Source organism: Bacillus sp. URHA0034 (assembly GCF_056280405.1).
This window is the reverse complement of sequence record NZ_JBWCDK010000002.1, coordinates 2141267-2163849: the sequence shown is the minus strand read 5'-3', so window position 1 is coordinate 2163849 and position 22583 is coordinate 2141267. Positions and strand designations below refer to the sequence as shown.

Sequence of the window (22583 nt, the reverse complement as noted above, 5' to 3'; positions counted from 1 at the left end):
TCTCCTTAAAATAATTTCGTTTCGAGCTTTACTTGCGGCAGTAAACTTTCAATTTTTTCAGGGGTACATAGACCAATCGAAAAGGCTGTAGCACTTCCTGACGCAACACTAAAGCGGAAGGCTTCTTCAATCGATTTTGTTTTTTCATAGGTTGCTAGAAAGCCAGCTACCATAGAATCCCCAGCACCAACGGAGCTTTTAACCTCTCCTGTTGGGACCGTTGCGATGATGGCTTTGTCTCTGTTAATTAGGACTGCACCTTCACCTGCAAGTGAGACGATGACATTTTGTGCACCTTGTTTGATAAGTTCTCTTCCATAGGGAATCACTTCTTCACAAGTGGAGAGCGTTTTATCAAATAAGTCACCAAGTTCATGATGGTTAGGCTTGATTAAGAAAGGCTGCAATGGAATGACCTTTTTTAGCAAGTCTCCTTCGGCATCAACCACAAATTTAATTCCCTTTTCATTACAAATCTCGGCCAGCTGTTCGTATGTCGTTGTCGGCATAGTGGAAGGTATGCTTCCTGCCAAAACAAGGGTATCTTCGCTAGTTAATTCGTATATTCTTTGCTTTAATTCGTCAAAGTTTTCTTTGGTTAGGCTAGGACCAGCAGCATTGATTTCTGTTTCTGATTCTGACTTAACCTTGACATTGATTCTTGTATCACCATCAACCCTGACAAAATCCGTGTTAATTTCAAGTGACTTTAAATAGTTTTCAATATAATCACCTGTAAAGCCGCCGATAAATCCAAGGGCTTTATTCGTTATACCTAATCTTTTTAGGACTTGTGATACGTTAATCCCTTTACCGCCTGGTAATTTAGTTTCTTTTTTCGTTCTGTTTAATCCGCCTAAAGTGACTTGTTCTAACTCTACGATATAATCAAGTGATGGATTTAGCGTTATTGTATAAATCATGAAGTAACCACCTTTATTTTTGTCTTACTGGAATACTGTTCCTTCGAATCGAGGTCCAACTGATTTGTAAGGATTGTTGCTTCGTGAAGGTCAGTTATTTTTGCAAATGATATTTCAGAGAACTTTGACTCATCTGCTAAAACGTAGGCTTCACGAGCTAGGTTAATAGCTTGTTGTTTAATCATGGCCTCTTCTTGGTCAGGAGTTGTATACCCTAATTGTGGGTGTATTCCATTTACGCCCATAAAGCATTTATCAAAACGGTACTGTTCGAGGCTCTCAAGTGCACCGCGGCCAACCATGGCTTTGGTAGTAGGCTTGATTTGACCACCTAGTAAATATGTCTTTATATTTCTGTCGAGAAGCTCGTTTGCATGCATAAGTCCGTTTGTTACAACGACAATCTGATTAGGAAGGAAAGGAATCATTTCATAAATAGTCGATCCTGCATCTAAATAGATACAATCACCTTCTTCAACCAAGCCTCCAGCGTATTGAGCGATTTCCCGCTTAGCTTGAAGGTTTTTGGATGATTTCTCAGTCATGCTGGGTTCTTGCAGCTTTCCTTGAAGTCTGGCTGCACCACCATGGACCCTTTTAAGAAATTTGCCTTCTTCTAGTTGGGTGAGATCCCGGCGAATCGTAGACTCTGATGAATTCGTAAGCTCAACTAGTTCATGCAGCTTAACGGAGTTCTTTTTCTTTAATGTTTCTAGAATAATTTGATGGCGTTCAGGCTCTAACATCCTATCTGCCTCCTATAAAACGCTTTCATTACTTACTTGTAGTTCTATCATACTGACTTTTTGAGAAAAAATCAATCAAAAACTTTCATAAACAATCTATAACATCCAAAAACATTCACTATTTTGACGTAATTTTAAAAAAGGCTTTAAGGCTTATAAAATGGCTAGAAATTAAGTCCCAGTGTCATTTATTTGGTATAATAATGTTGGTATTGGTAAAATTTACTTGGAAGTTGATGACTGTTACTTTATTAGTTTTGCCTGTTTTTTTTTAAAAAATATAGGTGTTTTGGAAGGGAGTCATTGGAGTGTTATCTTTTGAGGAAAAAAAGGCTATTTTTCATTCATTTAAGTTGAAGGAAAAGATGAACGGTAATGGAAAGGTGAGCTTTGTTTATCCTGAAAGTGTTCAAAAGGGGCAGATTTTGGCCACACAATTACACCCAAGTGGAAATGGCTACGTGATCGGGAAGTATATGTCAGAGGATACGATTAAAAAGCACGGTTTTCAGGTGGATCCACGCGGGTGGATCTCCATTAAGGTATTGTCAAAGGAAGAAATTGCGAAGGTTATAACGGAGGCCATCAACTCGATGTCTGGCGGACCTGTTGATGGGTTGCTTCAAGAGAATGAGGGGGCAGAACCGGAGATTCCAAGAATGGGGGAATCTTTTGAAGCTGTAGTTCCTGAAAAGACTTCCGGTTCTGTGGCTGATTCAGTAGTGGATCTATCAGAAGCAGGAGAAGAGGGCGCTGCTGAGGCTTCTGAAAAGGTGGCAGCTGTGTCTCTGGATGTGGTGGAAGATCCCGCTCTTGAAAAAATTGCTTCTGGCCGGTGTAAGAGGGAGAATGAAGGAGAGACTGTCCAACAGGGTACATATGAGTTTTATCCAGGTTCGTGTCTGTCTGCCTGGATGGGGTTGACGTTGTCAACAATGGAGTACGGGTATTTGGTATGGAGGAAAACATTTAGAAATATTCTTGGTGCTGCTTCTGCGGGAGATAAAGAATAAATGGATTATTTTTACAGGCACAAGCGATCTGGATTGCTTGTGTTTTTTTAGCTCAAAGACGCTCCCTCATGACAAGGCTTAAAAATGGGCAGCTAATAGCCAGTATGATTTCTTTTGGAAAGTCCTTAAGGATTTTATTTTAGAAGATCCAATCAAAGCCTAACCAAAAAACTACTCCCATCCCTGATTCATTTGTTTTATAGTAGATAATAGAAAGGAGTGAACGTATGTCTAATCATGGAGTTTTATTACGTGATGACCGCAGTCAAGAGCATCTTCGTGCCAAGTGTGAAGAATGCTTTGGGTTGTGCTGTGTCGCCTTGCCTTATGCTGCTTCAGCAGACTTCGCTTTTGACAAAGATGGCGGCACACCCTGTCCGAATCTTCAATCAGACTTTCGTTGCGGAATCCATCAGCATTTAAGGAAAAAAGGATTCAAAGGCTGTGCGGTTTATGAATGTTTTGGAGCGGGACAAAAAGTCTCACAAGTTATCTACCAAGGTAAGGACTGGCGCGACCACAGCGACACTGAAACAACCAAGGATATGTTTGCTATATTCCCAATCGTCCAGCAGCTACAGGAGATGCTCTGGTATTTATCTGAAGCCCTATCATTAAAATCCACAGCAGCCATCCATACACCACTTCGTCAGGCCATCGCTCAAACTGAAAAACTTACATTGCTAAGTCCAAACGAACTTAAGCAACTCAATGTATCCGCACACAGAGCGGAGATCAATCACTTACTTGTAAAAACAAGTGAACTTGTCCGTGCCGGTTCGAAACCAAAACGAAAGATAAGTCGTGGTGCTGACCTTATCGGAGCTAACTTAAGAAAAACGGATTTGAGAGGAACTAGCTTACGTGGGGCCTATCTGATTGCGGCTGACCTAAGAGAAGCTGACCTAAGAAATGTAGATTTTATTGGTGCCGACCTGCGCGATGCTAACCTAAGCGGAGCCGATTTGACTGGAAGTATCTTTCTTATTCAAGCACAAGTTAATGCTGCCAAGGGAGATGCCAAGACCAAGCTGCCTCGATTACTTTCTTATCCATCACACTGGTCAGCCGAATCTCCCAACAAAAATAGTACAAATTAAACTCATTTTATATGCCTTTTAATTCATGATCCTGCCTATCCCTACTATACTAAAAAAGATAGCATTCTAGTAAAGGGGAATAGTAATGAGACAAATCATGTTATCTAACGGAACCACGGTTGAGGTAGAATGTTTAAGCTGTGCATTAACGAGCGGCATAGTGCAGCCTGATGGTGGAGTTGTCATCGAGACGGAGCATTTCCACGCGCATCAGGATGTCGCTTACCCTATCAAAGGATTAATCATCTTAGCTTCCAAGCGGCATATATATGGTTTTGACGAATTAACGGAAGAAGAGAAGCTTGATTATATTCACTTACTAACGAAAATCAGAAAAGCGCAAAGAGAAGTTTTAGGAATCGACCATGTTTATTATTTTTATAACGAAGATACTACTCACCATTTTCACACCTGGATGGTTCCTCGTTACAAATGGATGAACGAGTTTGGCCGTTCTGTCGAATCCCTAAGGCCGGTGTTACGCCATGCTAGAAATGAAATGAATGATCAAGAGAATGTAAATGAGGTAATCGAAGCTATCAGCCTGCTGACAAAGGCATTACGTGGGGAGAGATAATCAAGATGTTATTACATAAGGTTTATGCAGGTCTGCCAAAAACGGTGGGTCAAAAAGACGCCAACCAACCGATGGACCGTGAATGGACGAGTGCCATTTTTAAAGAACCTGTCCAAGGCTCGGTCTGGGTTGGGAAAACAGGCCTAAATGGCGACGGCCAATATGATCAGAAAAATCATGGCGGGCCGGAGAAAGCGGTTTTTGCTTATTCCTCCGAACACTATCCATACTGGCAAAATGAACACAATATTACCGATATTTCCTTAGGTGGAATGGGTGAAAACTTTGTTCTAAAAAATATTACAGAAGCCGATGTCTCAATTGGAGATACCTTCCAAATTGGTGAAGCCATTGTTCAAATATCGCAGCCACGGCAGCCATGCTGGAAGCCGGCGCGCCGATTTAAAACGAAGACATTAGCCCTGTTAATACAAAACACCGGCCGAACAGGCTGGTACTTCCGTGTGTTAAATGAAGGTCTAGTGGAGGAAGGCCAATCGGTTACCTTATTGGAACGTCCGTGCCCACACTGGACAATCCAAACATGCAATGAAATCCTTCATGGTCAAAAACAAGATTTTGAAAAAATGAAGGAACTCGCCGCTTGTGAATTTCTCGCTCCTGGGATGAGGGAAACTTTACAGCAACGGGTGGAAAAACGAGAAACCCCAGATATTCGCAATAGAGTGTTCGGTCCGAACGAATGACCAATCCAAGAAGGAGGGAAACTCAACATTCCCTCCTTCATTTACCGTGTCGCTTCTTTAAAAGTAGTCCTGATGACCTGACTGGTTGCAGGGTTGAACTCAATATCCACAAACACGCCAAATTCCTTTTTGTCATCTTTTAACCAGAGTTTAAATTTTTCAGTGCTGGTTCGTGGGCCTGATACTCTCCCAATATGAAGATAATCAATAATTTTTGCCTGAGGATACCTTTCTTGCGTTTTTTTCATTGCGAAGGTTCCCCATTTGGCATATGGCGGGATGGGTTTTTGTTGGGCGGCGGCCTCGTGGGGGATCTGCCATAATCCCATATCTATAAAAACAAACGTAATAATCAAACTGACTAGAAGTTTTTTCATATGATTACCCCTTTTTATTAGCATTGGTTATCGGGTTATAACTTATGTTGGAAATAATTGAAAGTGGAGATCGTCAGCGTTCAGAGTTTCTAGTCGAAATGATCAAAGGAGAGAGCGATAATGAAAATTCGGTTATTAACTCCTACTGATGCCAACAGCTACTGGGGATTAAGGCTTGAAGCATTAAAGAACCATCCCGAGGCCTTCTTAACTAGCTATGAAGAGTCAGTCACAAGGGAAAACGCCGTGGAACAAACAGCTCGTAACTTTACAGCAGAAGGAAATTTTACCTTTGGTGCGTTCGATCAGGGGAAACTAATTGGCGTTGTGACTCTTCTGCAAGAAGAACGGATAAAAATTCGTCATCGGGCAAATATTTTTGCTATGTATGTTACACCTAGCAGCCGGGGATTAGGGGCAGGAAAGGGATTGATGAATGCAGCCATCCAGAAGGCGAAGGATATCGAGGGAGTTGAACAAATCAATTTAAATGTAACTTCCAGTAATCTCAGTGCTAAACAGCTTTATACCCAATTCGGCTTTCAAGAGTTTGGACTAGAAAAGAATGCTTTAAAAATAAACGGAAAATATTATGATGATGCCTATATGGTCTTACATTTAAATAACACAGGGAATTAGTTGCTGAAGGAAGGATATATATATGATTAATCCAAATGATGAATAACGTTCATGATCCAAACTGAACGTTATTTTCTTTTATTAGAAATTAATGAAAGCGCTATCAAATGTGCGGTTCGGGTGATATAATGATATAGAGGAGCAAGTGTGTCACTTCTAACAGGAAAGGGGTCGCTTGAGTATGACAGAAAGCATTTTTTCGCATTTGAAAAAAAGAGGGGTTGTTGTTCCAGAACATTACATTCAACCTTTAAAGGCCCAGTGGGATGCACATCAGATTTTAAATAACAGTCCTAATCTTAATAATTATACAGAATTTAATCTTAGCTCGAAACATTTGACAGAGGAGCTTGATCACGAATAGAGGAAAAATTCCATAAAGTTACAAAAGTCACTTGATTCTAAACTGGAATTACAGTAAGATAAACATACGTTATAACGAAAAGGGTGACTTAAAGTCTGATGATTAACTAATCCTATTTTTGGAAAAAATTCGGATAACGAACATATTCTGGATAGGATTCGTGCGGGCTTTTTAATAAATGTGGCGAAGTAGTCGAGTACTTTGCCGTTTTATGTCCTAAAGTGCCTCCTGTCCGGATTGTTGGATAAGGAGGTTTTTTTATGGAACAAGCAAATACAAATGCAAATGTTTCAATTGGTTCATTGCTTCGAAATAGGGTAATTCAGACGTTATTACTCTCGACGTTTTTTCTGCAAATTGGGGTTTGGGTAAGGAATTATTCCATATTGTTATATGTGGTAGAAAAAACAAATGAAGACCCTGTCGCTGTATCACTGATATCGGTAGCGGAGTTTGCCCCAATCTTTCTGTTTTCTTTTATCGGCGGGACGTTTGCTGACCGCTGGAAACCGAAAAGGACGATGATATGGTGTGATTTTCTTAGTGCTATTTCGATTTTTGTGGTCTTGCTGGCTCTGTTCTTTGGCGGATGGAAAGTCATCTTTTTTGCAACATTGGTATCGTCGATTTTATCGCAATTTTCACAACCTGCTGGAATGAAGCTTTTTAAACTTCATGTAAAAGAAGAGCTCATTCAAATGGGAATGTCCATTTATCAAACTATCTTTGCTTTGTTTATGATTCTTGGACCGGTACTTGGAACGTTTGTTTACCAGCATTTTGGAATCAATGCAGCGATTGCCATTATGGGTGTAGCCTTTTTACTTTCAGCGGGGATCTTATTTCTTCTGCCGGCAGACTATGAAGTAGAAGAAAAGTCAGAAGCTACGACGTTACTGGAAGAGATGAAGGCGGGTTTCAATTATGTATGGAAGAGCCGTGCCCTTACCATGCTTGGAGGCAGTTTTGCGGCAGCGGGATTGGCGCTTGGCCTTACCCAGCCTTTAGCGGTATTTCTCGTAACTGAACAGCTCGGTTTGCCGAAAGAGCAGCTTCAATGGCTAATGGCGGCATTTGGAATCGGAATGATTTTAGGCGGGGGCTTAACGGTCGGGTTCGCCAAAAAGACACCGGCGCAGATTCTGCTGGCGATTGGTATGAGTGTCAGCGCACTTGGCTTTTTGGTAATGGGGCTTTCCGACATGTTTTGGCTGACATTGACAGCGCAATTTATCAGCGGCTTGTTTATGCCATGTGTGCATATCGGAATCAATACCATGATCTTAAAGAATACCGATTCCGCCTTTATTGGCAGGGTTAATGGGATATTAAATCCGATTTTCATGGGATGCATGGTGATTACAATGACAACGAGCGGTTGGTTGAAAAAGACTTTTTCCCTAGTTTCAATGTATGAAACGACCGCTTTGCTGTTTGTAATCGGAGTCCTTTTTCTAGTTCCTCTATTCAAGGGATCTACGGTATTGGAAAAAAGTAAAGAAGCTTAAATGAACAAAAGAGAGGAGCTTGGAGATCCAAGCTCCTTTTAAGTTTATCTTCTTTTTGGTAAAATTAGGATGTAAAAAAGGAGGGAAAAACAAATGAATGTCATTGAAAAAGCGCTGCAAATTGCGGCTAAAGCCCATGTCAATCAACGCCGAAAAGGAAGCGATATCCCCTATATTGTGCATCCTGTTGCAGTCGGGATGATTTTAATGAAGGCAGGATACGATGAAGTGCTGATAGCGGCTGGTATCCTTCATGATACGGTAGAAGACACAGACCTTTCATTGCAAGACGTTGAACAGGAATTCGGAACCAAGATTGCGGAAATTGTTGCTGGATGCTCTGAACCGGATAAATCTTTATCGTGGGGCCAACGAAAAACACATACGATCGAATACTTAAAAAACGCTCCAAGTGATATCCGGGCAGTCGCTTGTGCGGATAAATTACATAACATACGTTCCATTACGAACGATTATCAGCAAATAGGGAATGAAATTTGGAGCAAATTTAATGCCGGTAAGGAAAAACAAGAATGGTACTATACCCAGATTGTAGAAAGTCTGAGATACCAAAACTCCTTTCCATTAGTTGAAGAATTGGAAGAGGCGGTGCATTATTTATTTAATAGATAATGATCGTGTAAACCCAGCAGCTCAGACTTTTATCGAATATATGGTAGAATGGGAACATTGGAACTGGTTATGGAGGTTTACAAGTGATTACATTCTACAAAATGGTTGTGTTCATTCATATCTTTTCTGCGATCATCGGAATGGGTCCGGGGTTTATTCTAACAACGGTCATTAAATCAGGAAATACTATGACTGAATTGAGACATTCCTATCGGATCAGACACAAGCTCCATATTTTTGTAATGGCAGGCGGCACACTGCTGCTGGTTACAGGCCTAACAATGGGCATTTTAAATCCCAGCTTGTTTCGGATGGGCTGGTATGTGACAAGTTTGGTCTTATTTTTAGCGGCCCTTGCGATGGGTCCGCTCGTCTTGTCTCCAAGGTCAAAACCTGTAAAAGCATTGCTGGCGGCACATCAAGGTGAGGAGATCCCTGAGGAGTACTGGCGTTTAGCGAAAATTTTATTTCGCTGTGAATACCTAGAAAATTTGATTTTCATCATTATCATCGCTCTTATGATATTAAAACCATACTAACTAAGGAGGGTATCGCATATATATGTGCATACCTTTTTTGCTGTAAAGGAAAATTGACGGCTGTTTGACTATACAAAAAAATAAATTCAAGTTAAACTAAATTGAAATAAAACATATAATTCCAATGAGAAAGGTGGGTATTTTGGATGACTGACGATATACGATCAATTCCTCGTCCGCTTGTAAGAACAAACCAATGGGTTATTGTTCTAAGTGTGGTCCTCACATGGATATCTGGTATAGAGTGGCTTTTATTAATACCGCTTCTTGCTGGGTTGAGTGGACTACTATTCGGATTCAATCCGATAATGCAGTTTGCAAAATTATTTTTAAAAAGAGAGACTAAGGCTTACATTCCTGAAGATTGGGAGCAGCAACAGTTTAATCAGAAGTTGGCTGTTTCTTGTCTGGCTGTAGGTTTTATTAGCTTTTTAGCGGGCTGGAATACGTTGGGCTTGATCTTTACCATTCTAGTTGCGGCTGCAGCATTTGTCGCCATTCTTGGATTTTGTATCGGCTGCTTTATCCATTATCAATGGAGACAATATAAATACCGGCGTTCCTCTTAATATCTTACTTAGTGGCTGCCAAAAGCTCTTGCTATCCGTGCAAGGGCATTTTTTTTCAAAAAAAAAATTATTTTTAAATATTGTGTATAGTCAGTTATTTGTATTGACCGATAAAAGATAGAACTACTAAAATTAAATGATCAATAGGAGAGGGTGTTAATATGCAGGAAAGTGAGAGTAAGGGATCAGTAAACGAAATTAAGACTGATGGCTCGTTTAATCGCCAAAAAAATAGATTTACAACTCCGTTTGGACATCAGGGAGGAGAGCTTGCCATTGAGGCAGGAAGATACCGCCTGCTATGGTCAGCAGTTTGCCCTTGGGCACATCGTTCTGTTATTGTCCGCAGTCTGCTGGGGCTGGAAGAGGTCATCAGTTTAGGGACTGCCAGTCCGATGAGACCGAATTTACCACATGTGGATTGGGAATTTTCGTTAGACAAGGATGGCGTTGATCCAGTCTTAGGGATTCGCTATATGAGTGAAATATATTTAAAAACAGATCCTGATTACACTGGCAGGCCCACCGTTCCTGTTATCGTCGATATTTTAGAACAAAAGGTCGTCAATAATGATTATTTTAAACTAACAAACTATTTCGAAACCGTATGGGCACCGTTTCATAAAGAGAATGCCCCGGATTTATATCCTGAACACTTACGGGACGAGATTGACCAATTAAATGATATCATTTTTCAGGATGTGAATAACGGGGTTTATAAATGCGGATTTGCCCAGTCCCAAGAGGCATATGAACTGGCCTATGATATCTTATTTTCAAGATTAGATGAATTAGAAGAACGACTTTCAAAACAGAGATTCTTATTTGGCGACTATATTACCGATGCAGATATTCGACTTTATGCTACACTTGTCCGCTTTGATGCAGCCTATTACTCCGCCTTTAAGGCGAATCGTAATCGAATCGTTGATTTTCCGAATTTATGGGGATATTTACGCGATTTATTTCAGACACCTGGCTTTGGCGATACGACTGATTTTGATGCGATTAAAAGGCATTACCATTTATCTAACCATATCTCAAGCAATGACCAAAAAAGTTATCATATTTTGCCGAAAGGGCCAGATCTTTCGGGACTAACTTCCCATCATAATCGTCAAAATTTAAGTAATAAGCCTGAGAAATTTTTAATAAAATGTGAGAAAGCAGAATAGGAGTAAAGGGATAATGATCTTACGTGATTGCTTAGAAAGCGAATTGCCATTTATTCGAGAACAAAGGGTTTATGCTTATGAAATACACGCCAAATGCCTGCCAGCAGGTCATTGGAATGCATTGAAACACGCCATTTCTACTGATTCCGATACCAATCCTGATATTGAACGTATCGTGGCAGTAATTGATGGAATGATTGTCGGCAGTGTGGTTTTATACCCGGCTAAAGCAGATGCCTACGAAGGCAATGTCGAGAAACTGGATTATCCGGAAATCCGCATGCTCGCTGTCGCCCCTGAGGCCCAAGGAAAAGGGATTGCAACGGCGCTGATTTCTGAATGCATCACCAGGGCAAAAGCAAAAGGCTTCCAATCGATTGGTTTGCATACAGGAGAATTTATGACTGGTGCAATGAGATTATATGAACGGCTTGGATTTGAGCGTATACCGCAACATGATTTTCAACCTGCCAATGACGGTATCATTGTAAAAGCCTACCGACTCAGCTTTGATAAAGAAACTCTATCTAATCAATAAAAATATTTTAATAATTTAATAAAATTATCCTAAAACCCACTTGACACCTCGGAAAAGTCAGAATAAAATGGAAATAATTCAAGCCCAATTATTAAATAAAAAGGTTAAGCTGATTGGTCAACCAAAGGCTTATACTCCCAGACGAGAGTATAAGCCTTTTTTTGTCTAAGAGAGGAGAGATCAGCAAATGACGTATCCAATTAGTAAGTGCAGTCCGCATTGTAGTCAATCAGATGGAACCTTAAAATTTTTTATTCATAAAACCAAGTATTCTGATGTGATATTGATAAATTAAATTTAAAGGGAGAGGGTCTAATGGCAGCAATAGATCAAGAGAGAACAAAAGTTATTTTAGAAGCATTAAAAAATATTGAGTATGGTTCTGTTACAATCACGATTCACGACGGGGCGATCACACAAATAGATAAAACAGAAAAGACTCGTTTTGAATCAAGACGTTCTACTGCAAAAAATCAAAGAGTTTAATTCTAGCCGATCAGTCGACTGAAGGCTGCTTAATTTTACATATGCTTAAGTTCTGCCTGGAGAGAGGCACAACGATTCCTAAGCAGGGATAAAAATTAAGCAGCTTTTTTAAATCAGAGGGGGAATCATGATGAAGAAACATTTATACAAATTTACACTGGTACTTGTGTTAATCGCACTTATTTTAGCAGGGTGCAGCAGTAACGAGAAATCTAGTACTGAAACATCCACGAAAAAAGAGAAAACAGCCGCTCAAGATACGACTAAAAAGAAAGATCCAGTCCAGTTATTAAACGTCTCGTACGATCCGACGAGAGAACTTTATGAAGAGTACAATAAGGAATTTGCTCAATACTGGGAAAAGAAAACCGGTCAGCAGGTCACCGTTCAACAATCACATGGAGGTTCTGGTAAACAAGGGCGTGCAGTTATTGATGGACTTGAGGCAGATGTTGTAACACTGGCATTGGCCTATGATATTGATGAGATTGCTAATAATGGTTTGCTTGCAAAGGACTGGCAAAAGAATTTAAAGGATAATTCTACACCGTATACTTCAACGATTGTTTTCTTAGTTAGAAAAGGGAATCCAAAAGGAATTAAGGATTGGGATGACTTGACGAAGAAAGGAGTCTCTGTTATCACTCCGAATCCAAAAACGTCTGGCGGTGCTAGATGGAACTATTTAGCCGCTTGGGCGTATGCTCAAGAGAAATTTGGCGGAAATGAAGCCAAAACCAAGAACTTTATGAGTCAATTATATAAAAATGTTGAAGTGTTAGATTCAGGAGCACGTGGTGCAACGACTACGTTTGTAGAACGCGGAATTGGTGATGTGTTAATTGCCTGGGAGAATGAAGCGTACCTTACTTTAAATGAGCTAGGAAAAGATAAGTTTGAGGTCGTGAATCCGTCACTCAGCATTCTTGCGGAACCGCCGGTAGCTGTTGTTGACAAAGTGGCAGATAAAAAGGGAACACAAGAAGTGGCAAAGGCCTATCTTGAATATTTATACTCCGATAAGGGACAGGAAATTATCGCGAAGAATTACTATCGTCCTCGGAACGAGGAAATTCTGAAGAAATATGCGGATGTCTTCCCACAAATTAAGATGGTCACGATTGATGATTATTTTGGCGGCTGGAAAAAGGCGCAAGAAAAACATTTTAATGATGGCGGGACATTCGACCAAATCTATCAGCCAAAATAAGAATATGAATAGGGAGCATTCGTGCTCCCTATGTATCTAAATCGGAAGGGGTCAACCTCATGGGTCTTTTTAAAAAGAGAACAGGCGTATTGCCTGGTTTCGGACTGTCGCTAGGGTTCACGATGACCTATATTAGTATTCTAGTTATCTTGCCTTTATCGATGATTTTTATAAACTCGGCGTCAGCTCCTTGGTCAAAAATTTGGCATACCATCTCGGAGCCAAGGGTTATGGCATCCTATAAGTTAAGCATCGGTGCATCTCTAATGGCGGCAGCGATCAATGTTATTTTTGGAGTTTTAATCGCTTGGGTCCTAGTTCGATACCGTTTTCCAGGTAAGCGGATCATTGATGGGCTCGTAGACTTACCATTCGCATTGCCAACCGCGATCGCTGGGATTGCCTTAACGACCTTGTATACGGAAAATGGCTGGGTTGGACAGTTTTTAAGCTTTAAAGTGGCGTTTACTCCACTCGGAATTACTGTGGCCTTAATGTTTATCGGCTTACCCTTTGTGGTTCGAACGGTACAGCCTGTGTTACAGAACGTGGATAAAGAAGTGGAAGAGGCCTCTGCGAGCTTAGGGGCAAACAGGGTCCAGACTTTTGTAAAAGTGGTTATGCCTGAGCTGTTCCCTGCTGCTCTGACAGGCTTTGCCTTGGCATTTGCCAGGTCGCTGGGTGAATATGGTTCTGTGGTATTTATTGCAGGAAATATGCCGATGAAAACAGAAATTACCCCGTTGTTAATCATGACAAAGCTAGAACAATATGACTATGCGGGAGCAACTGCGATTGCCGCTGTCATGCTTGTTTTTTCCTTTTGCATGCTATTGGTTATTAACTTATTACAATGGTGGACCAATCGAAAATTTATTTAATAATGGGGTGTAAATAATGTCCGGACATGTTCCATTACAATACTCAAATCCACAGATACAGAATCCCAAGAAAGAAGCTGAACCACGTTGGGTTCGTTATCTATTGATTACATTAGCGGTCGGATTTTTAGGTTTGTTTCTGGTTTTACCGCTTATTGCTATCTTTATAAAGGCCTTTGATAAAGGCAGTGCCGTATTTTTTGAGGCGATCAGCAATCCAGATGCCGTAGCGGCGATTAAATTAACAGTGCTTGTAGCTCTGATATCCGTTCCGCTTAACGCGATTTTTGGCGTGGCCGCGGCATGGGCGATTACTAAGTTTAATTTTAAAGGTAAAAGTCTGCTGATTACGATTATTGACCTGCCGTTTGCGATTTCACCGGTTATTGCCGGGCTGGTGTTTGTTTTGTTATTCAGCAGTCACGGATTATTTGGTCCATGGCTGCAGGCGCATGATATAAAAATAATTTTTGCCGTTCCGGGCATTGTGCTGGCCACCTTGCTAATCACCTTGCCTTTCGTAGCGCGAGAATTAATTCCGTTAATGCAAACACAGGGAACAGCCGATGAAGAGGCCTCGATGACACTTGGGGCAAGCGGATGGAAAACGTTTTGGCTGGTAACCCTTCCAAATATAAAATGGGGCTTATTATATGGAGTGATTCTCTGTACGGCCCGGACCATCGGAGAATTTGGTGCGGTATCGGTTGTCTCTGGGCATATTCGCGGAATGACGAATACGATGCCGCTTCATATTGAAATTTTATATAATGAATATCAATTTTCGGCGGCCTTTGCCGTCGCATCACTAATGTCACTGTTCGCGATCATCACGTTAGTAGTGAAAAATATCATTGAGTGGAAAGCACATAAGACCATGATACCAGAAGAGGGGGAAGCATAAAATGAGCATTCAAATTAATAACATCTCTAAATCGTTCGGAAGCTTTCAAGCCCTTGAACATATTAATCTAGACATTCAAACTGGGGAACTGGTTGCACTCCTCGGACCTTCTGGATCTGGGAAAACCTCTCTCTTAAGAATCATTGCTGGACTAGAAGATGCCAGCGATGGTGTAATCCTGTTTGGCGATGAGGATATTACTCTATTGAGTGCAAAAGAACGCAAGGTTGGCTTTGTTTTTCAACATTATGCCCTATTCCGCCACATGACGGTTTTTGATAATATTGCGTATGGTTTAAAAGTCCGTCCGCGTAAAAATAGACCCTCAAAAAGTGAAATAAAAGAAAAAGTCACTGAATTATTGAAACTAGTAAAACTTGAAGCATTTGCGAATCGTTATCCGTCGCATTTATCAGGCGGACAACGGCAGCGTGTCGCCCTTGCCCGGGCATTAGCAGTCGAGCCTAAGGTGCTTTTGTTAGATGAACCGTTTGGCGCTTTGGATGCCAAGGTACGAAAAGACCTTCGCCGCTGGCTAAGAAGGCTGCATGATGATTATCAAATTACTAGTATATTTGTGACCCATGATCAGGAGGAGGCCCTTGATGTGGCTGACCGGATAGTCGTCATGAATGAGGGGAAAATTGAACAGATTGGCACGCCGGAGGAAGTCTACGAACACCCGAATAGTCCGTTTGTTTATCACTTCTTAGGAAATGTGAATCTATTTAAAGGCCGTTTGCATAATGGAAAATTACAGCAAGGGGAGTTCGAAGTGGACGCTCCCGAATTTGCAGAGACTATTAATACCGAAGCGGTTGGGTATGCTAGACCGCATGATATTAGTATCAGACGGGAATATAGGCAGGATTATGCAGGCGCCAAAGTCAATTATATTCATCAAATTGGTGCAATTGTCCAGGTGGAATTAATACGAAACGATACTGGTGATTATTTAGAAGCCGAATTAACGAAGGAATATTTTCGAAACCTTGACCTTAAAAATGGGGAAGAAGTATATATAAAACCAAAGCAGTTAAAGGTGTTTATCCCAGAGGATTATTCCATATAGATTTAAGTTGGGCCTTCCTCAAAAACGAGGCAGGCCCTTTCATTTTAATATCCCTGGCTTTTAACAATTGTTTGATTTAGTTCGTCTTTTTCAGACTTATGATATACTTTAGATAAAACCAGTTGTCATGTGAGGAAGGGGACGAGTGCTATGGGTAGTGAAATTTTGATTAAAGATAAAAAACAAATGGTAAAAGGGAAGCTTGCTCGTGCGGCCGTTTTTGCAAGGAGCAAGGTTTTCGAGGTCATAACCGAGAATAACGAAAAATGGTACTTAGTTTATTATAAAAACACTTTGGCTTATGGAGCTAAGCTTGATCATGTAGATGATGAAACGTTTATACAAAAGGCTTTGACTGAAGGAATAGTCATTGATTCTTTTCACCCAATCATAGCAGCACTAATACCCCATCTATCCGTTACCATTCCTTCGAAGAGTAAACTTTTCTCTCAGCTGCAACTCCATTTTTCACTCCAGGAAGTTGCCTATATTGCGACGACACTTGACGCCTTTTATGAACAAGAGCAGCTAATTAGTATTTTAGATAAAATCTATTTTAGCTTTAGAAGAAACGGCAAATTTTTAAAATCCTTTCAAGTTATCCAACTCTTACATGATTTCTCTCCTTCATTAAAATCTGCAAAGGAACGTATGGATTCACATGAGTTTCATTCGTATCATCTAATTTATCATTCCAACAATTTCCCCTCTCTCTATGAAAAGGATCCACTATTTGTGGAATTACACTGTTTCAGACATCGTTCCCATCAAAAAGAAAGAGAATTCCTTTTAAACAAACAAGATGGTCTAGCTGCCTTATTGCTGTGGTTAGAACTCCCGGATGCCGGCCGGGTAGAAAAATATACCGAAATAGCCTTACAATTTATCACGATGGAAGACTGGCTCCTCCTCTTAAGTCAGGTCCATATTAATCCATTTAGTTCTTTGCTTGAGGCAAAACCCACACTCGAAAGAATGCTGCAGGCTGGTAGGGTGGAGAAGGCAGCTAGCTGCTTATTCCCATTTATTGAGGACCTGCCATCGGCTTATGATGAGTTGCTAGAACAGATTTGGGAAAAATCCGATCCAGACTTTGTCTTAGCACATATTAATGAATGGATTGTTGCATTGGAGCATCTGCCTGATCATCATCCCCTTCTGCAATGGGAGGAGAAATTATTTCAATTATCGGTAAAGCTGCTTGATTTATATGATCTTCCTTCTGTTGAGGAGAAGCTCTTATCGTTTCAGACCGTATTCCCAACATCAAAGGTGATTCGGAAAATAAAGGAAATGACAGGTTTACTAGAAAATCCTGATCGGATGATGGATTTGGGTGACTATTATGCGGAATTTAAACAATATGACAAAGCAATTGACTGTTTCGCTTGGGAGATGGAGCTGCAGCCACAGAACCCCTCGCCTGTCCGGAAGATTAGTAAAATGTATCAAGCTAAGGGCTTAGTAAAGGAAGCGGCGGCCTATCAGCAAATCTTGAATCATTTACCTTCGAATAAGCATTTAGGATAAAAAAAGGCGTCTGACACCAGTTTAGGTGTTGACGCCTTTTTTCGATAGGCAGGAGTATAAGTATATTAGGGACTTTTGTTTAAAAATCGGAAAACATGCAGCGCTTATATTACTTTATTTTATGGGCAGCCATTGGGGGCTGTTCCAACCATTTATACTCAATCATTAGGTTCAATCCATCATCAAGAAAGGTGCCGGTCTCAACAATTAGGAATCCAAATAAACTGCTTAAATCTCTTCTGACGACAAAACTTAGAGCATTCCCATATCTAGCGATGGCAATTTGAGCGAGCGAAAGCACTTCAAACATAATCAGGCGGTCGGAGAAAGGAGAAATCGTCGATTCTGTTATCTCAGATTCAAATGTAGCTTGAAACGGAAGGTTTTCCGCTGTATTAAAGGACTGAAATCTTTCTACCCTTTTTCCAGCTATATTTTTACCTCTTAGGCAATATTTTTGAACCTTTGGATCTTTAGCAATTTGTGAAAATATCATAAACATTGTTTTGGCGAGAATTACACCTCGCAGGCTAAAAATAAGGTTATCAATTTCAATCCCTGTAAGCTGTCGTTGGTTCCCCCACCAGCCTGACATAAAAGAATGATGTTCAATCATTTCTGGCTGTTTTAGTTCTGGTATATAAACAGGCTGATGCCCATATCCCTTTTTATGAACAGTTTCTGTAATCATCCGATAAAGCTCCGTTGAATTTTTTAGACATGTTTCAAAAAAAGGCAAAACCTCTGGATGATCTGTTTTTCCCAAGGTTAACCCATATCCATATATCCCATATTCGGAAAGTACATGGAGAACAAATAGGGTTAGTTTATCGGACATTAGCCGAGGGACATCAGGGGTCACGTCACCCTTCAGACTAAATCCAATTGGCGGAGTAAACCCAGCCTTTTTATATAAAGCAAGACCATCATCAACTATTTTTGAAGCTATTTTTTTAGATTTCTCTATAATTTTTTTTAAATCTTCGTCCTCCGCGTGAAAGTCCCAATATGTTAATAAACAAAGGTGGGCTTGATTGGCGATAATAAACTGCCATAAATTCGAAATCTCTCCCGCTGTTGGTTTGAGTTCCATAGAACCTCCTAAAAATTCCAATCAAATATTAGATAGATTCTGCTATTTATTCAACTGTTATGCATGGATCTGAGGAAAGTCAAAATTTCTATGATTATTTGATGAAAGAACAGTTTGACTCACTTGCCGATCTGAAAAGAGAAATCTATCTTTGGATCGTGCCGTTAATTGTAATCGCTCTAATACTAAATACTGTCATGCAAAATAGTCCGATTGAAAATAAAATCAATTTTATCATTAATAATGCCCTTACGATTTGGCTGTTTTTTTGCTGAATTCTATTAATCAAAAGGCGTTGGGTTAAGTTTATTGAATTCTTTTTTAGCTTTCATTACCATTTACCATATTGCTGCTTTTTTTGATACAGTCTCTCATTATTTACTCCCTAGTGGAGGAGCCTTATGAGATTTTATTTTTTCGATGCCTATTTAACTTGCATTTATCTTCTTAACATTAGGAGTTAAGATAGGGCTTTCCTTCTTCATACTAATCTTTCTTCTTACTTTAGTGGATGGTCTTATTTATATTATTCCTGCCGTTACAGGGAAGGGGGCGATTAATCTTGTTTTTTTAACCGCATAAAATTGGGGAATACTGTATCAATAAGTTACATTTAATTTATACTAGATCATTTAACAAGGAGAGGACTTCATTATGATTTCTATAGACCCATCCAAAAATTCCGAAAGAGAAAATTATAAATTTCTAATCGGCAGTATTATACCAAGACCGATTGCTTTCGTGACATCCATGTCAAACGAGGGTGTTTTAAACGGTGCACCGTTTAGTTATTTTAATATTGTTTCAGCCAATCCTCCATTGCTATCCATAGCTATTCAACGCTCAGGCGGGAGGCAAAAGGATACCGCGAGAAATATTATCGGCCTTAAAGAATTTGTTGTGCATATTGTAGATGAACAAAATGTTGAACTCATCAATAAAACAGCGGCCAGCCTCCCGCCGGACCAAAGTGAAATCGACTTAGCGCAATTAACTCCTGTAAAAAGCGAAAAGATTTCTACACCAGGTGTAAAGGAAGCTAAAGTTAGAATGGAGTGCACATTAGAGCAAGCCTTAGAATTAGGCGGCACAGATTCCCCGGGATGTGACTTTATAATCGGTAGAATTGTTCAATATCATATAGAAAGCAGCCTTTATAAAAGTGGGAGAATCGATCCTAAAGGCTTAGCTGCGGTAAGCCGCTTGGCAGGTAATAATTATGCAAAAATAGGGGAGATATTTGAAATCGAAAGACCTCAGTAGTGCAATAATGAATATGTTTAAAAATAACAACGCTCAGTGGCTTTCCTGCTTTGAGCGTTGTTTTATAGTTAAATAGGATTTTGGCTATTTCATCCAAATTTAATTTTCATACCCTAATAGAAAGAGGTTAGGGAGGTGTTACCATGCAAAATCAGAGGAGAAGGAGTCTCTTTTCGTTATGTATTTTTCCAGGATATAAGTGGTGTGGACCCGGCTGCAGCGGTCCTGGAGCCCCCATTAATGATGTTGACGCATGCTGTCAAAAACATGACTATTGCCTTAGCCGCGGCTTATCAGCTTGTGAATGTGATTCGCATTTTCTTGAATGTCTTCGCCCAAAGATGAATCCGTATACGGAAAAGGGCAGGAAGGCTGCGCTGATGTATGATTTTATGAAAGTAAGGGCCGCTTTTACTTGCGGCGGCCGGAAGAATTGGCTGTAATAGGAAAAACAATGGGGGAAGTTGTTGTGAACGTGCTGATTGAAATTTAAGGCATTTCCAGAGAATATAAAGACAAATGGTATGACAGAAAGGGGGGAATTCATGTATTTCCTCTATTGGTCTCTTAAATGTGGATGGCTGCTGTTGATTATTTTTATTGGAAATATTTATTTAGGCCGATTGGGCTTTTGGTCTGTCATCTTATGCATTGCTGTCTTTTTGGCGGGGAATCATTTGATTAATAAAGGCATGGAAAGGATCAATTTAATGAGGAAGAAATAGGCTTTATGCGTGTTCTTAAAGATATGCCTATTGTAAACTTCATTATTCAATTAAAGAAGGAAAGAAAATTTAAAGAACTGAATATGAATCTTTGATTTATATTAATTTTCCCAACGCCAGCAAATAGGAGTGTTGGGATTTTTAATAGAATTTCAAGAATCGACAGTTGCTGAGCCCCTTTCTTATCACTTTTTTCCCAATTATGCGGTTGATATTACCATGATATGATGTTCTTGCACCATAAAACAATATGTTATTAGGAGGCTGGGAAACGATGAAGAAGAGAACATCTATCATGCTAGCATTAGGTTTAACGGTTGGATCAGTACTGCCGATAACGGCTGCTGCAGCCAACACTGTTCCGTATAATGTTACAGCTGCTAAGGATGCAAGTCAGTTTGGCAAGGATGCAAAGGTAACGTGGAAAAAAGGGCAAACCGTTCCCTCCTTCGTCCACGGTAAACTATCTACTAAGGCCTATAAAGATCAAACATCCGTAAAGCAATTTTTAAAAGATAATAAGTCGCTCTATCAATTAGACGCAGATAAAGATTTAACATTGCTGGATGTTCAGACCGACGAGCTTGGCAGCAAGCACTATAATTTTGTTCAATCTGTGCAAGGAATTCCGGTGGATGGGGCCAAATTCAAGGTGCATACTGATAAAAATGGCATCATTACAGCGATTAATGGCGATGTTTTTCCAGCCGCAGCCAACTATTTTAAGAGGAATCTGAAAGCTCAGTTGACTAAAGACGCTGCACTTGAGAAAGCTTGGAAATCTATTAATTTAACGAAAGAGGAAACATTAACCAATGCAGAAGCAGGGCCAACTGGTGTGAAATTTGAAGATACGGTGGAAAAAGCAGAATTGGTAGTTTATAAAAAAGAAAGTGATTTCTATCTGGCCTACAAAACTAACCTGCAATTCATCCAGCCATATGGTGCTAACTGGGTGGTATATGTTGATGCTGTGAATGGGAATGTGTTAGATTCGTATAATGCTGTAGCGGATGGTGCGACAACAGGCTCTGGGTACGGAGTATTAGGGGACTATAAAACGCTAAATACTTATTATTCAAACAGCACTTATTATTTATATGATGTAACAAAGCCGATGTCCGGGGTAATTGAAACTAGAACGGCACAAAGCCGAACCGTGTTACCGGGTAATTACTCAGTGGACGCTGATAATCAATTCAATGCTGTTTCCCAAGGCGCGGATGTCGATGCCAACTACTATGCCGGTAAAGTCTATGATTATTACAAAAATACGTTTAATCGTAATAGCTTTGATAACAATGGCGCAACAATTCGTTCTTCGGTGCACTACAGCCGCAATTACAATAATGCCTTCTGGAATGGTTCACAAATGGTTTATGGGGATGGTGACGGAGTAACCTTTAGACCTTTGTCGGGTGCTCTAGATGTCGTTGGCCATGAATTAACACATGCAGTAACGGAAAGAACAGCAGGGTTAGATTATGTGAACCAGTCTGGGGCATTGAATGAGTCGATTTCCGATACATTCGGGGTATTTATGGACAAGGGAGACTATTTAATCGGTGAAGACGTGTATACGCCAAGTAAATCAGGCGATGCGCTCCGCAGTTTATCCAACCCAGCCCTTTATGGACAGCCTGATAACATGAGCAAATATGTCAATACTACGTCTGATAATGGCGGAGTGCATACGAATAGTGGAATCCCTAACAAAGCTGCTTATTTAACGATCTCCAGCTTAGGAACATCCGTTGCTGAGAAAATCTACTATCGTGCGCTTACCGTGTATCTAAATCCACAAAGTAACTTCAGCGATGCCCGCGCCTCACTGCTGGCCGCCGCTGCAGACCTCTACGGCACAGGCAGCACCCAATACAATGCAGTTGCCTCCGCCTGGAACCAAGTAGGAGTATATTAAAGAAAGACTAAAAACGAACCAGCCATCACACTTTGTGTTGGCTGGCTTTTTGTGTGTCAGGGTAGTGGAAATGGTGACAGGCACCAGGCA

Annotated in this window: 27 protein-coding genes; 23 read left to right on the top strand and 4 right to left on the bottom strand. The window is 40.4% G+C overall.

Annotation, left to right across the window (positions count from 1 at the left end):
• Positions 1-5 precede the first annotated feature (5 nt).
• A complete protein-coding gene (gene pfkB, locus ACZ9EE_RS12375; RefSeq protein ID WP_476027482.1) occupies positions 6-923 on the bottom strand; it encodes a 1-phosphofructokinase in 918 nt (305 codons plus the stop codon).
• Positions 920-1669, bottom strand: a complete 750-nt coding sequence (locus ACZ9EE_RS12370) for a DeoR/GlpR family DNA-binding transcription regulator (protein WP_476027480.1) — start codon at positions 1667-1669, stop codon at positions 920-922. The genes pfkB and ACZ9EE_RS12370 overlap by 4 nt, the downstream gene beginning before the upstream one ends.
• Before the next feature lie 308 nt (positions 1670-1977).
• On the opposite strand from ACZ9EE_RS12370, the gene ACZ9EE_RS12365 reads away from it, so the two are divergent.
• From ACZ9EE_RS12365 to ACZ9EE_RS12350, 4 genes are all read left to right on the top strand, one after another.
• Complete coding sequence (locus tag ACZ9EE_RS12365; RefSeq protein WP_476027478.1) at positions 1978-2682, top strand: hypothetical protein; 705 nt, start codon at positions 1978-1980, stop codon at positions 2680-2682.
• Positions 2683-2909: 227 nt separating this feature from the next.
• On the top strand, positions 2910-3782 hold the full coding sequence (locus ACZ9EE_RS12360; RefSeq protein WP_476027476.1) for a pentapeptide repeat-containing protein: 873 nt from the start codon (positions 2910-2912) through the stop codon (positions 3780-3782).
• Positions 3783-3867: 85 nt separating this feature from the next.
• Complete coding sequence (locus ACZ9EE_RS12355; RefSeq protein ID WP_476027474.1) at positions 3868-4359, top strand: HIT family protein; 492 nt, start codon at positions 3868-3870, stop codon at positions 4357-4359.
• A gap of 5 nt (positions 4360-4364) precedes the next feature.
• Positions 4365-5066: an MOSC domain-containing protein gene (locus ACZ9EE_RS12350; protein WP_476027472.1), complete on the top strand. Its 702-nt coding sequence runs from the start codon at positions 4365-4367 to the stop codon at positions 5064-5066.
• A gap of 41 nt (positions 5067-5107) precedes the next feature.
• Here ACZ9EE_RS12350 and ACZ9EE_RS12345 read toward each other — a convergent pair whose 3' ends face one another.
• On the bottom strand, positions 5108-5443 hold the full coding sequence (locus ACZ9EE_RS12345; RefSeq protein ID WP_476027470.1) for a DUF3889 domain-containing protein: 336 nt from the start codon (positions 5441-5443) through the stop codon (positions 5108-5110).
• A gap of 120 nt (positions 5444-5563) precedes the next feature.
• On the opposite strand from ACZ9EE_RS12345, the gene ACZ9EE_RS12340 reads away from it, so the two are divergent.
• The 14 genes from ACZ9EE_RS12340 (at position 5564) to ACZ9EE_RS12275 (ending at position 17491) form a co-directional block, all read left to right on the top strand.
• Positions 5564-6082, top strand: coding sequence for an N-acetyltransferase family protein (locus ACZ9EE_RS12340; protein ID WP_476027468.1), 519 nt, complete (start codon positions 5564-5566; stop codon positions 6080-6082).
• 181 nt (positions 6083-6263) lie between these two features.
• Entirely contained in the window at positions 6264-6446 is a 183-nt protein-coding gene (locus ACZ9EE_RS12335) for a hypothetical protein (RefSeq protein WP_476027466.1), read from the top strand.
• Between the two features lie 260 nt (positions 6447-6706).
• Positions 6707-7954, top strand: coding sequence for an MFS transporter (locus tag ACZ9EE_RS12330; protein WP_476027464.1), 1248 nt, complete (start codon positions 6707-6709; stop codon positions 7952-7954).
• 93 nt (positions 7955-8047) lie between these two features.
• Positions 8048-8587, top strand: a complete 540-nt coding sequence (locus ACZ9EE_RS12325; RefSeq protein ID WP_476027462.1) for an HD domain-containing protein — start codon at positions 8048-8050, stop codon at positions 8585-8587.
• A gap of 83 nt (positions 8588-8670) precedes the next feature.
• Positions 8671-9126 (top strand): DUF2269 family protein, encoded by a 456-nt coding sequence (locus tag ACZ9EE_RS12320; protein WP_476027460.1) that lies wholly within the window; start codon positions 8671-8673, stop codon positions 9124-9126.
• 146 nt (positions 9127-9272) lie between these two features.
• On the top strand, positions 9273-9695 hold the full coding sequence (locus ACZ9EE_RS12315) for a DUF4395 domain-containing protein (protein WP_476027458.1): 423 nt from the start codon (positions 9273-9275) through the stop codon (positions 9693-9695).
• 161 nt (positions 9696-9856) lie between these two features.
• The gene (locus ACZ9EE_RS12310) at positions 9857-10870 is read left to right on the top strand and encodes a glutathione S-transferase family protein (protein WP_476027456.1); all 1014 of its coding nucleotides are present in this window, start codon (positions 9857-9859) and stop codon (positions 10868-10870) included.
• A 13-nt stretch (positions 10871-10883) separates the two neighbouring features.
• Entirely contained in the window at positions 10884-11408 is a 525-nt protein-coding gene (locus tag ACZ9EE_RS12305; RefSeq protein WP_476027454.1) for a GNAT family N-acetyltransferase, read from the top strand.
• Positions 11409-11723: 315 nt separating this feature from the next.
• The gene (locus ACZ9EE_RS12300) at positions 11724-11894 is read left to right on the top strand and encodes a YezD family protein (protein WP_476027452.1); all 171 of its coding nucleotides are present in this window, start codon (positions 11724-11726) and stop codon (positions 11892-11894) included.
• Positions 11895-12024: 130 nt separating this feature from the next.
• Entirely contained in the window at positions 12025-13104 is a 1080-nt protein-coding gene (locus ACZ9EE_RS12295) for a sulfate ABC transporter substrate-binding protein (RefSeq protein WP_476027450.1), read from the top strand.
• A 59-nt stretch (positions 13105-13163) separates the two neighbouring features.
• Positions 13164-13985, top strand: a complete 822-nt coding sequence (cysT, locus tag ACZ9EE_RS12290; RefSeq protein WP_476027448.1) for a sulfate ABC transporter permease subunit CysT — start codon at positions 13164-13166, stop codon at positions 13983-13985.
• Between the two features lie 16 nt (positions 13986-14001).
• Positions 14002-14889, top strand: a complete 888-nt coding sequence (cysW, locus tag ACZ9EE_RS12285) for a sulfate ABC transporter permease subunit CysW (protein WP_476027446.1) — start codon at positions 14002-14004, stop codon at positions 14887-14889.
• 1 nt (position 14890) lies between these two features.
• Positions 14891-15961, top strand: a complete 1071-nt coding sequence (locus ACZ9EE_RS12280) for a sulfate/molybdate ABC transporter ATP-binding protein (RefSeq protein WP_476027444.1) — start codon at positions 14891-14893, stop codon at positions 15959-15961.
• Between the two features lie 150 nt (positions 15962-16111).
• Entirely contained in the window at positions 16112-17491 is a 1380-nt protein-coding gene (locus ACZ9EE_RS12275; protein WP_476027442.1) for a tetratricopeptide repeat protein, read from the top strand.
• A 109-nt stretch (positions 17492-17600) separates the two neighbouring features.
• On the opposite strand, the gene ACZ9EE_RS12270 is transcribed toward ACZ9EE_RS12275, so the two are convergent.
• Positions 17601-18584 carry a DUF3231 family protein gene (locus ACZ9EE_RS12270; RefSeq protein WP_476027440.1) on the bottom strand — a complete coding sequence of 328 codons (984 nt, stop codon included), beginning with the start codon at positions 18582-18584 and terminating at the stop codon, positions 17601-17603.
• A 101-nt stretch (positions 18585-18685) separates the two neighbouring features.
• Here ACZ9EE_RS12270 and ACZ9EE_RS12265 point away from each other — a divergent pair, with 101 nt between their 5' ends.
• The 5 genes from ACZ9EE_RS12265 (at position 18686) to ACZ9EE_RS12245 (ending at position 22493) form a co-directional block, all read left to right on the top strand.
• Positions 18686-18859 carry a hypothetical protein gene (locus tag ACZ9EE_RS12265; RefSeq protein ID WP_476027439.1) on the top strand — a complete coding sequence of 58 codons (174 nt, stop codon included), beginning with the start codon at positions 18686-18688 and terminating at the stop codon, positions 18857-18859.
• 379 nt (positions 18860-19238) lie between these two features.
• Positions 19239-19847 carry a flavin reductase family protein gene (locus ACZ9EE_RS12260; RefSeq protein WP_476027437.1) on the top strand — a complete coding sequence of 203 codons (609 nt, stop codon included), beginning with the start codon at positions 19239-19241 and terminating at the stop codon, positions 19845-19847.
• 143 nt (positions 19848-19990) lie between these two features.
• Positions 19991-20290, top strand: a complete 300-nt coding sequence (locus ACZ9EE_RS12255) for a phospholipase (protein WP_476027435.1) — start codon at positions 19991-19993, stop codon at positions 20288-20290.
• Positions 20291-20329: 39 nt separating this feature from the next.
• Positions 20330-20572 carry a hypothetical protein gene (locus tag ACZ9EE_RS12250; protein WP_476027433.1) on the top strand — a complete coding sequence of 81 codons (243 nt, stop codon included), beginning with the start codon at positions 20330-20332 and terminating at the stop codon, positions 20570-20572.
• Positions 20573-20846: 274 nt separating this feature from the next.
• Positions 20847-22493, top strand: a complete 1647-nt coding sequence (locus ACZ9EE_RS12245) for a M4 family metallopeptidase (protein ID WP_476027430.1) — start codon at positions 20847-20849, stop codon at positions 22491-22493.
• Positions 22494-22583: the final 90 nt, after the last annotated feature.

Coding starts and splice junctions, on each gene's coding strand:
- ACZ9EE_RS12280 (WP_476027444.1), top strand. CDS start 14,891: ATGAGCATTCAAATTAATAACATCTCTAAATCGTTCGGAAGCTTTCAA.
- ACZ9EE_RS12300 (WP_476027452.1), top strand. CDS start 11,724: ATGGCAGCAATAGATCAAGAGAGAACAAAAGTTATTTTAGAAGCATTA.
- cysT (WP_476027448.1), top strand. CDS start 13,164: ATGGGTCTTTTTAAAAAGAGAACAGGCGTATTGCCTGGTTTCGGACTG.
- ACZ9EE_RS12360 (WP_476027476.1), top strand. CDS start 2,910: ATGTCTAATCATGGAGTTTTATTACGTGATGACCGCAGTCAAGAGCAT.
- ACZ9EE_RS12335 (WP_476027466.1), top strand. CDS start 6,264: ATGACAGAAAGCATTTTTTCGCATTTGAAAAAAAGAGGGGTTGTTGTT.
- cysW (WP_476027446.1), top strand. CDS start 14,002: ATGTCCGGACATGTTCCATTACAATACTCAAATCCACAGATACAGAAT.
- ACZ9EE_RS12275 (WP_476027442.1), top strand. CDS start 16,112: ATGGGTAGTGAAATTTTGATTAAAGATAAAAAACAAATGGTAAAAGGG.
- ACZ9EE_RS12265 (WP_476027439.1), top strand. CDS start 18,686: ATGAAAGAACAGTTTGACTCACTTGCCGATCTGAAAAGAGAAATCTAT.
- ACZ9EE_RS12305 (WP_476027454.1), top strand. CDS start 10,884: ATGATCTTACGTGATTGCTTAGAAAGCGAATTGCCATTTATTCGAGAA.
- ACZ9EE_RS12260 (WP_476027437.1), top strand. CDS start 19,239: ATGATTTCTATAGACCCATCCAAAAATTCCGAAAGAGAAAATTATAAA.
- ACZ9EE_RS12295 (WP_476027450.1), top strand. CDS start 12,025: ATGAAGAAACATTTATACAAATTTACACTGGTACTTGTGTTAATCGCA.
- ACZ9EE_RS12330 (WP_476027464.1), top strand. CDS start 6,707: ATGGAACAAGCAAATACAAATGCAAATGTTTCAATTGGTTCATTGCTT.
- ACZ9EE_RS12315 (WP_476027458.1), top strand. CDS start 9,273: ATGACTGACGATATACGATCAATTCCTCGTCCGCTTGTAAGAACAAAC.
- ACZ9EE_RS12325 (WP_476027462.1), top strand. CDS start 8,048: ATGAATGTCATTGAAAAAGCGCTGCAAATTGCGGCTAAAGCCCATGTC.
- ACZ9EE_RS12340 (WP_476027468.1), top strand. CDS start 5,564: ATGAAAATTCGGTTATTAACTCCTACTGATGCCAACAGCTACTGGGGA.
- ACZ9EE_RS12370 (WP_476027480.1), bottom strand. CDS start 1,669: ATGTTAGAGCCTGAACGCCATCAAATTATTCTAGAAACATTAAAGAAA.
- pfkB (WP_476027482.1), bottom strand. CDS start 923: ATGATTTATACAATAACGCTAAATCCATCACTTGATTATATCGTAGAG.
- ACZ9EE_RS12245 (WP_476027430.1), top strand. CDS start 20,847: ATGAAGAAGAGAACATCTATCATGCTAGCATTAGGTTTAACGGTTGGA.
- ACZ9EE_RS12355 (WP_476027474.1), top strand. CDS start 3,868: ATGAGACAAATCATGTTATCTAACGGAACCACGGTTGAGGTAGAATGT.
- ACZ9EE_RS12310 (WP_476027456.1), top strand. CDS start 9,857: ATGCAGGAAAGTGAGAGTAAGGGATCAGTAAACGAAATTAAGACTGAT.
- ACZ9EE_RS12350 (WP_476027472.1), top strand. CDS start 4,365: ATGTTATTACATAAGGTTTATGCAGGTCTGCCAAAAACGGTGGGTCAA.
- ACZ9EE_RS12270 (WP_476027440.1), bottom strand. CDS start 18,584: ATGGAACTCAAACCAACAGCGGGAGAGATTTCGAATTTATGGCAGTTT.
- ACZ9EE_RS12255 (WP_476027435.1), top strand. CDS start 19,991: ATGCAAAATCAGAGGAGAAGGAGTCTCTTTTCGTTATGTATTTTTCCA.
- ACZ9EE_RS12345 (WP_476027470.1), bottom strand. CDS start 5,443: ATGAAAAAACTTCTAGTCAGTTTGATTATTACGTTTGTTTTTATAGAT.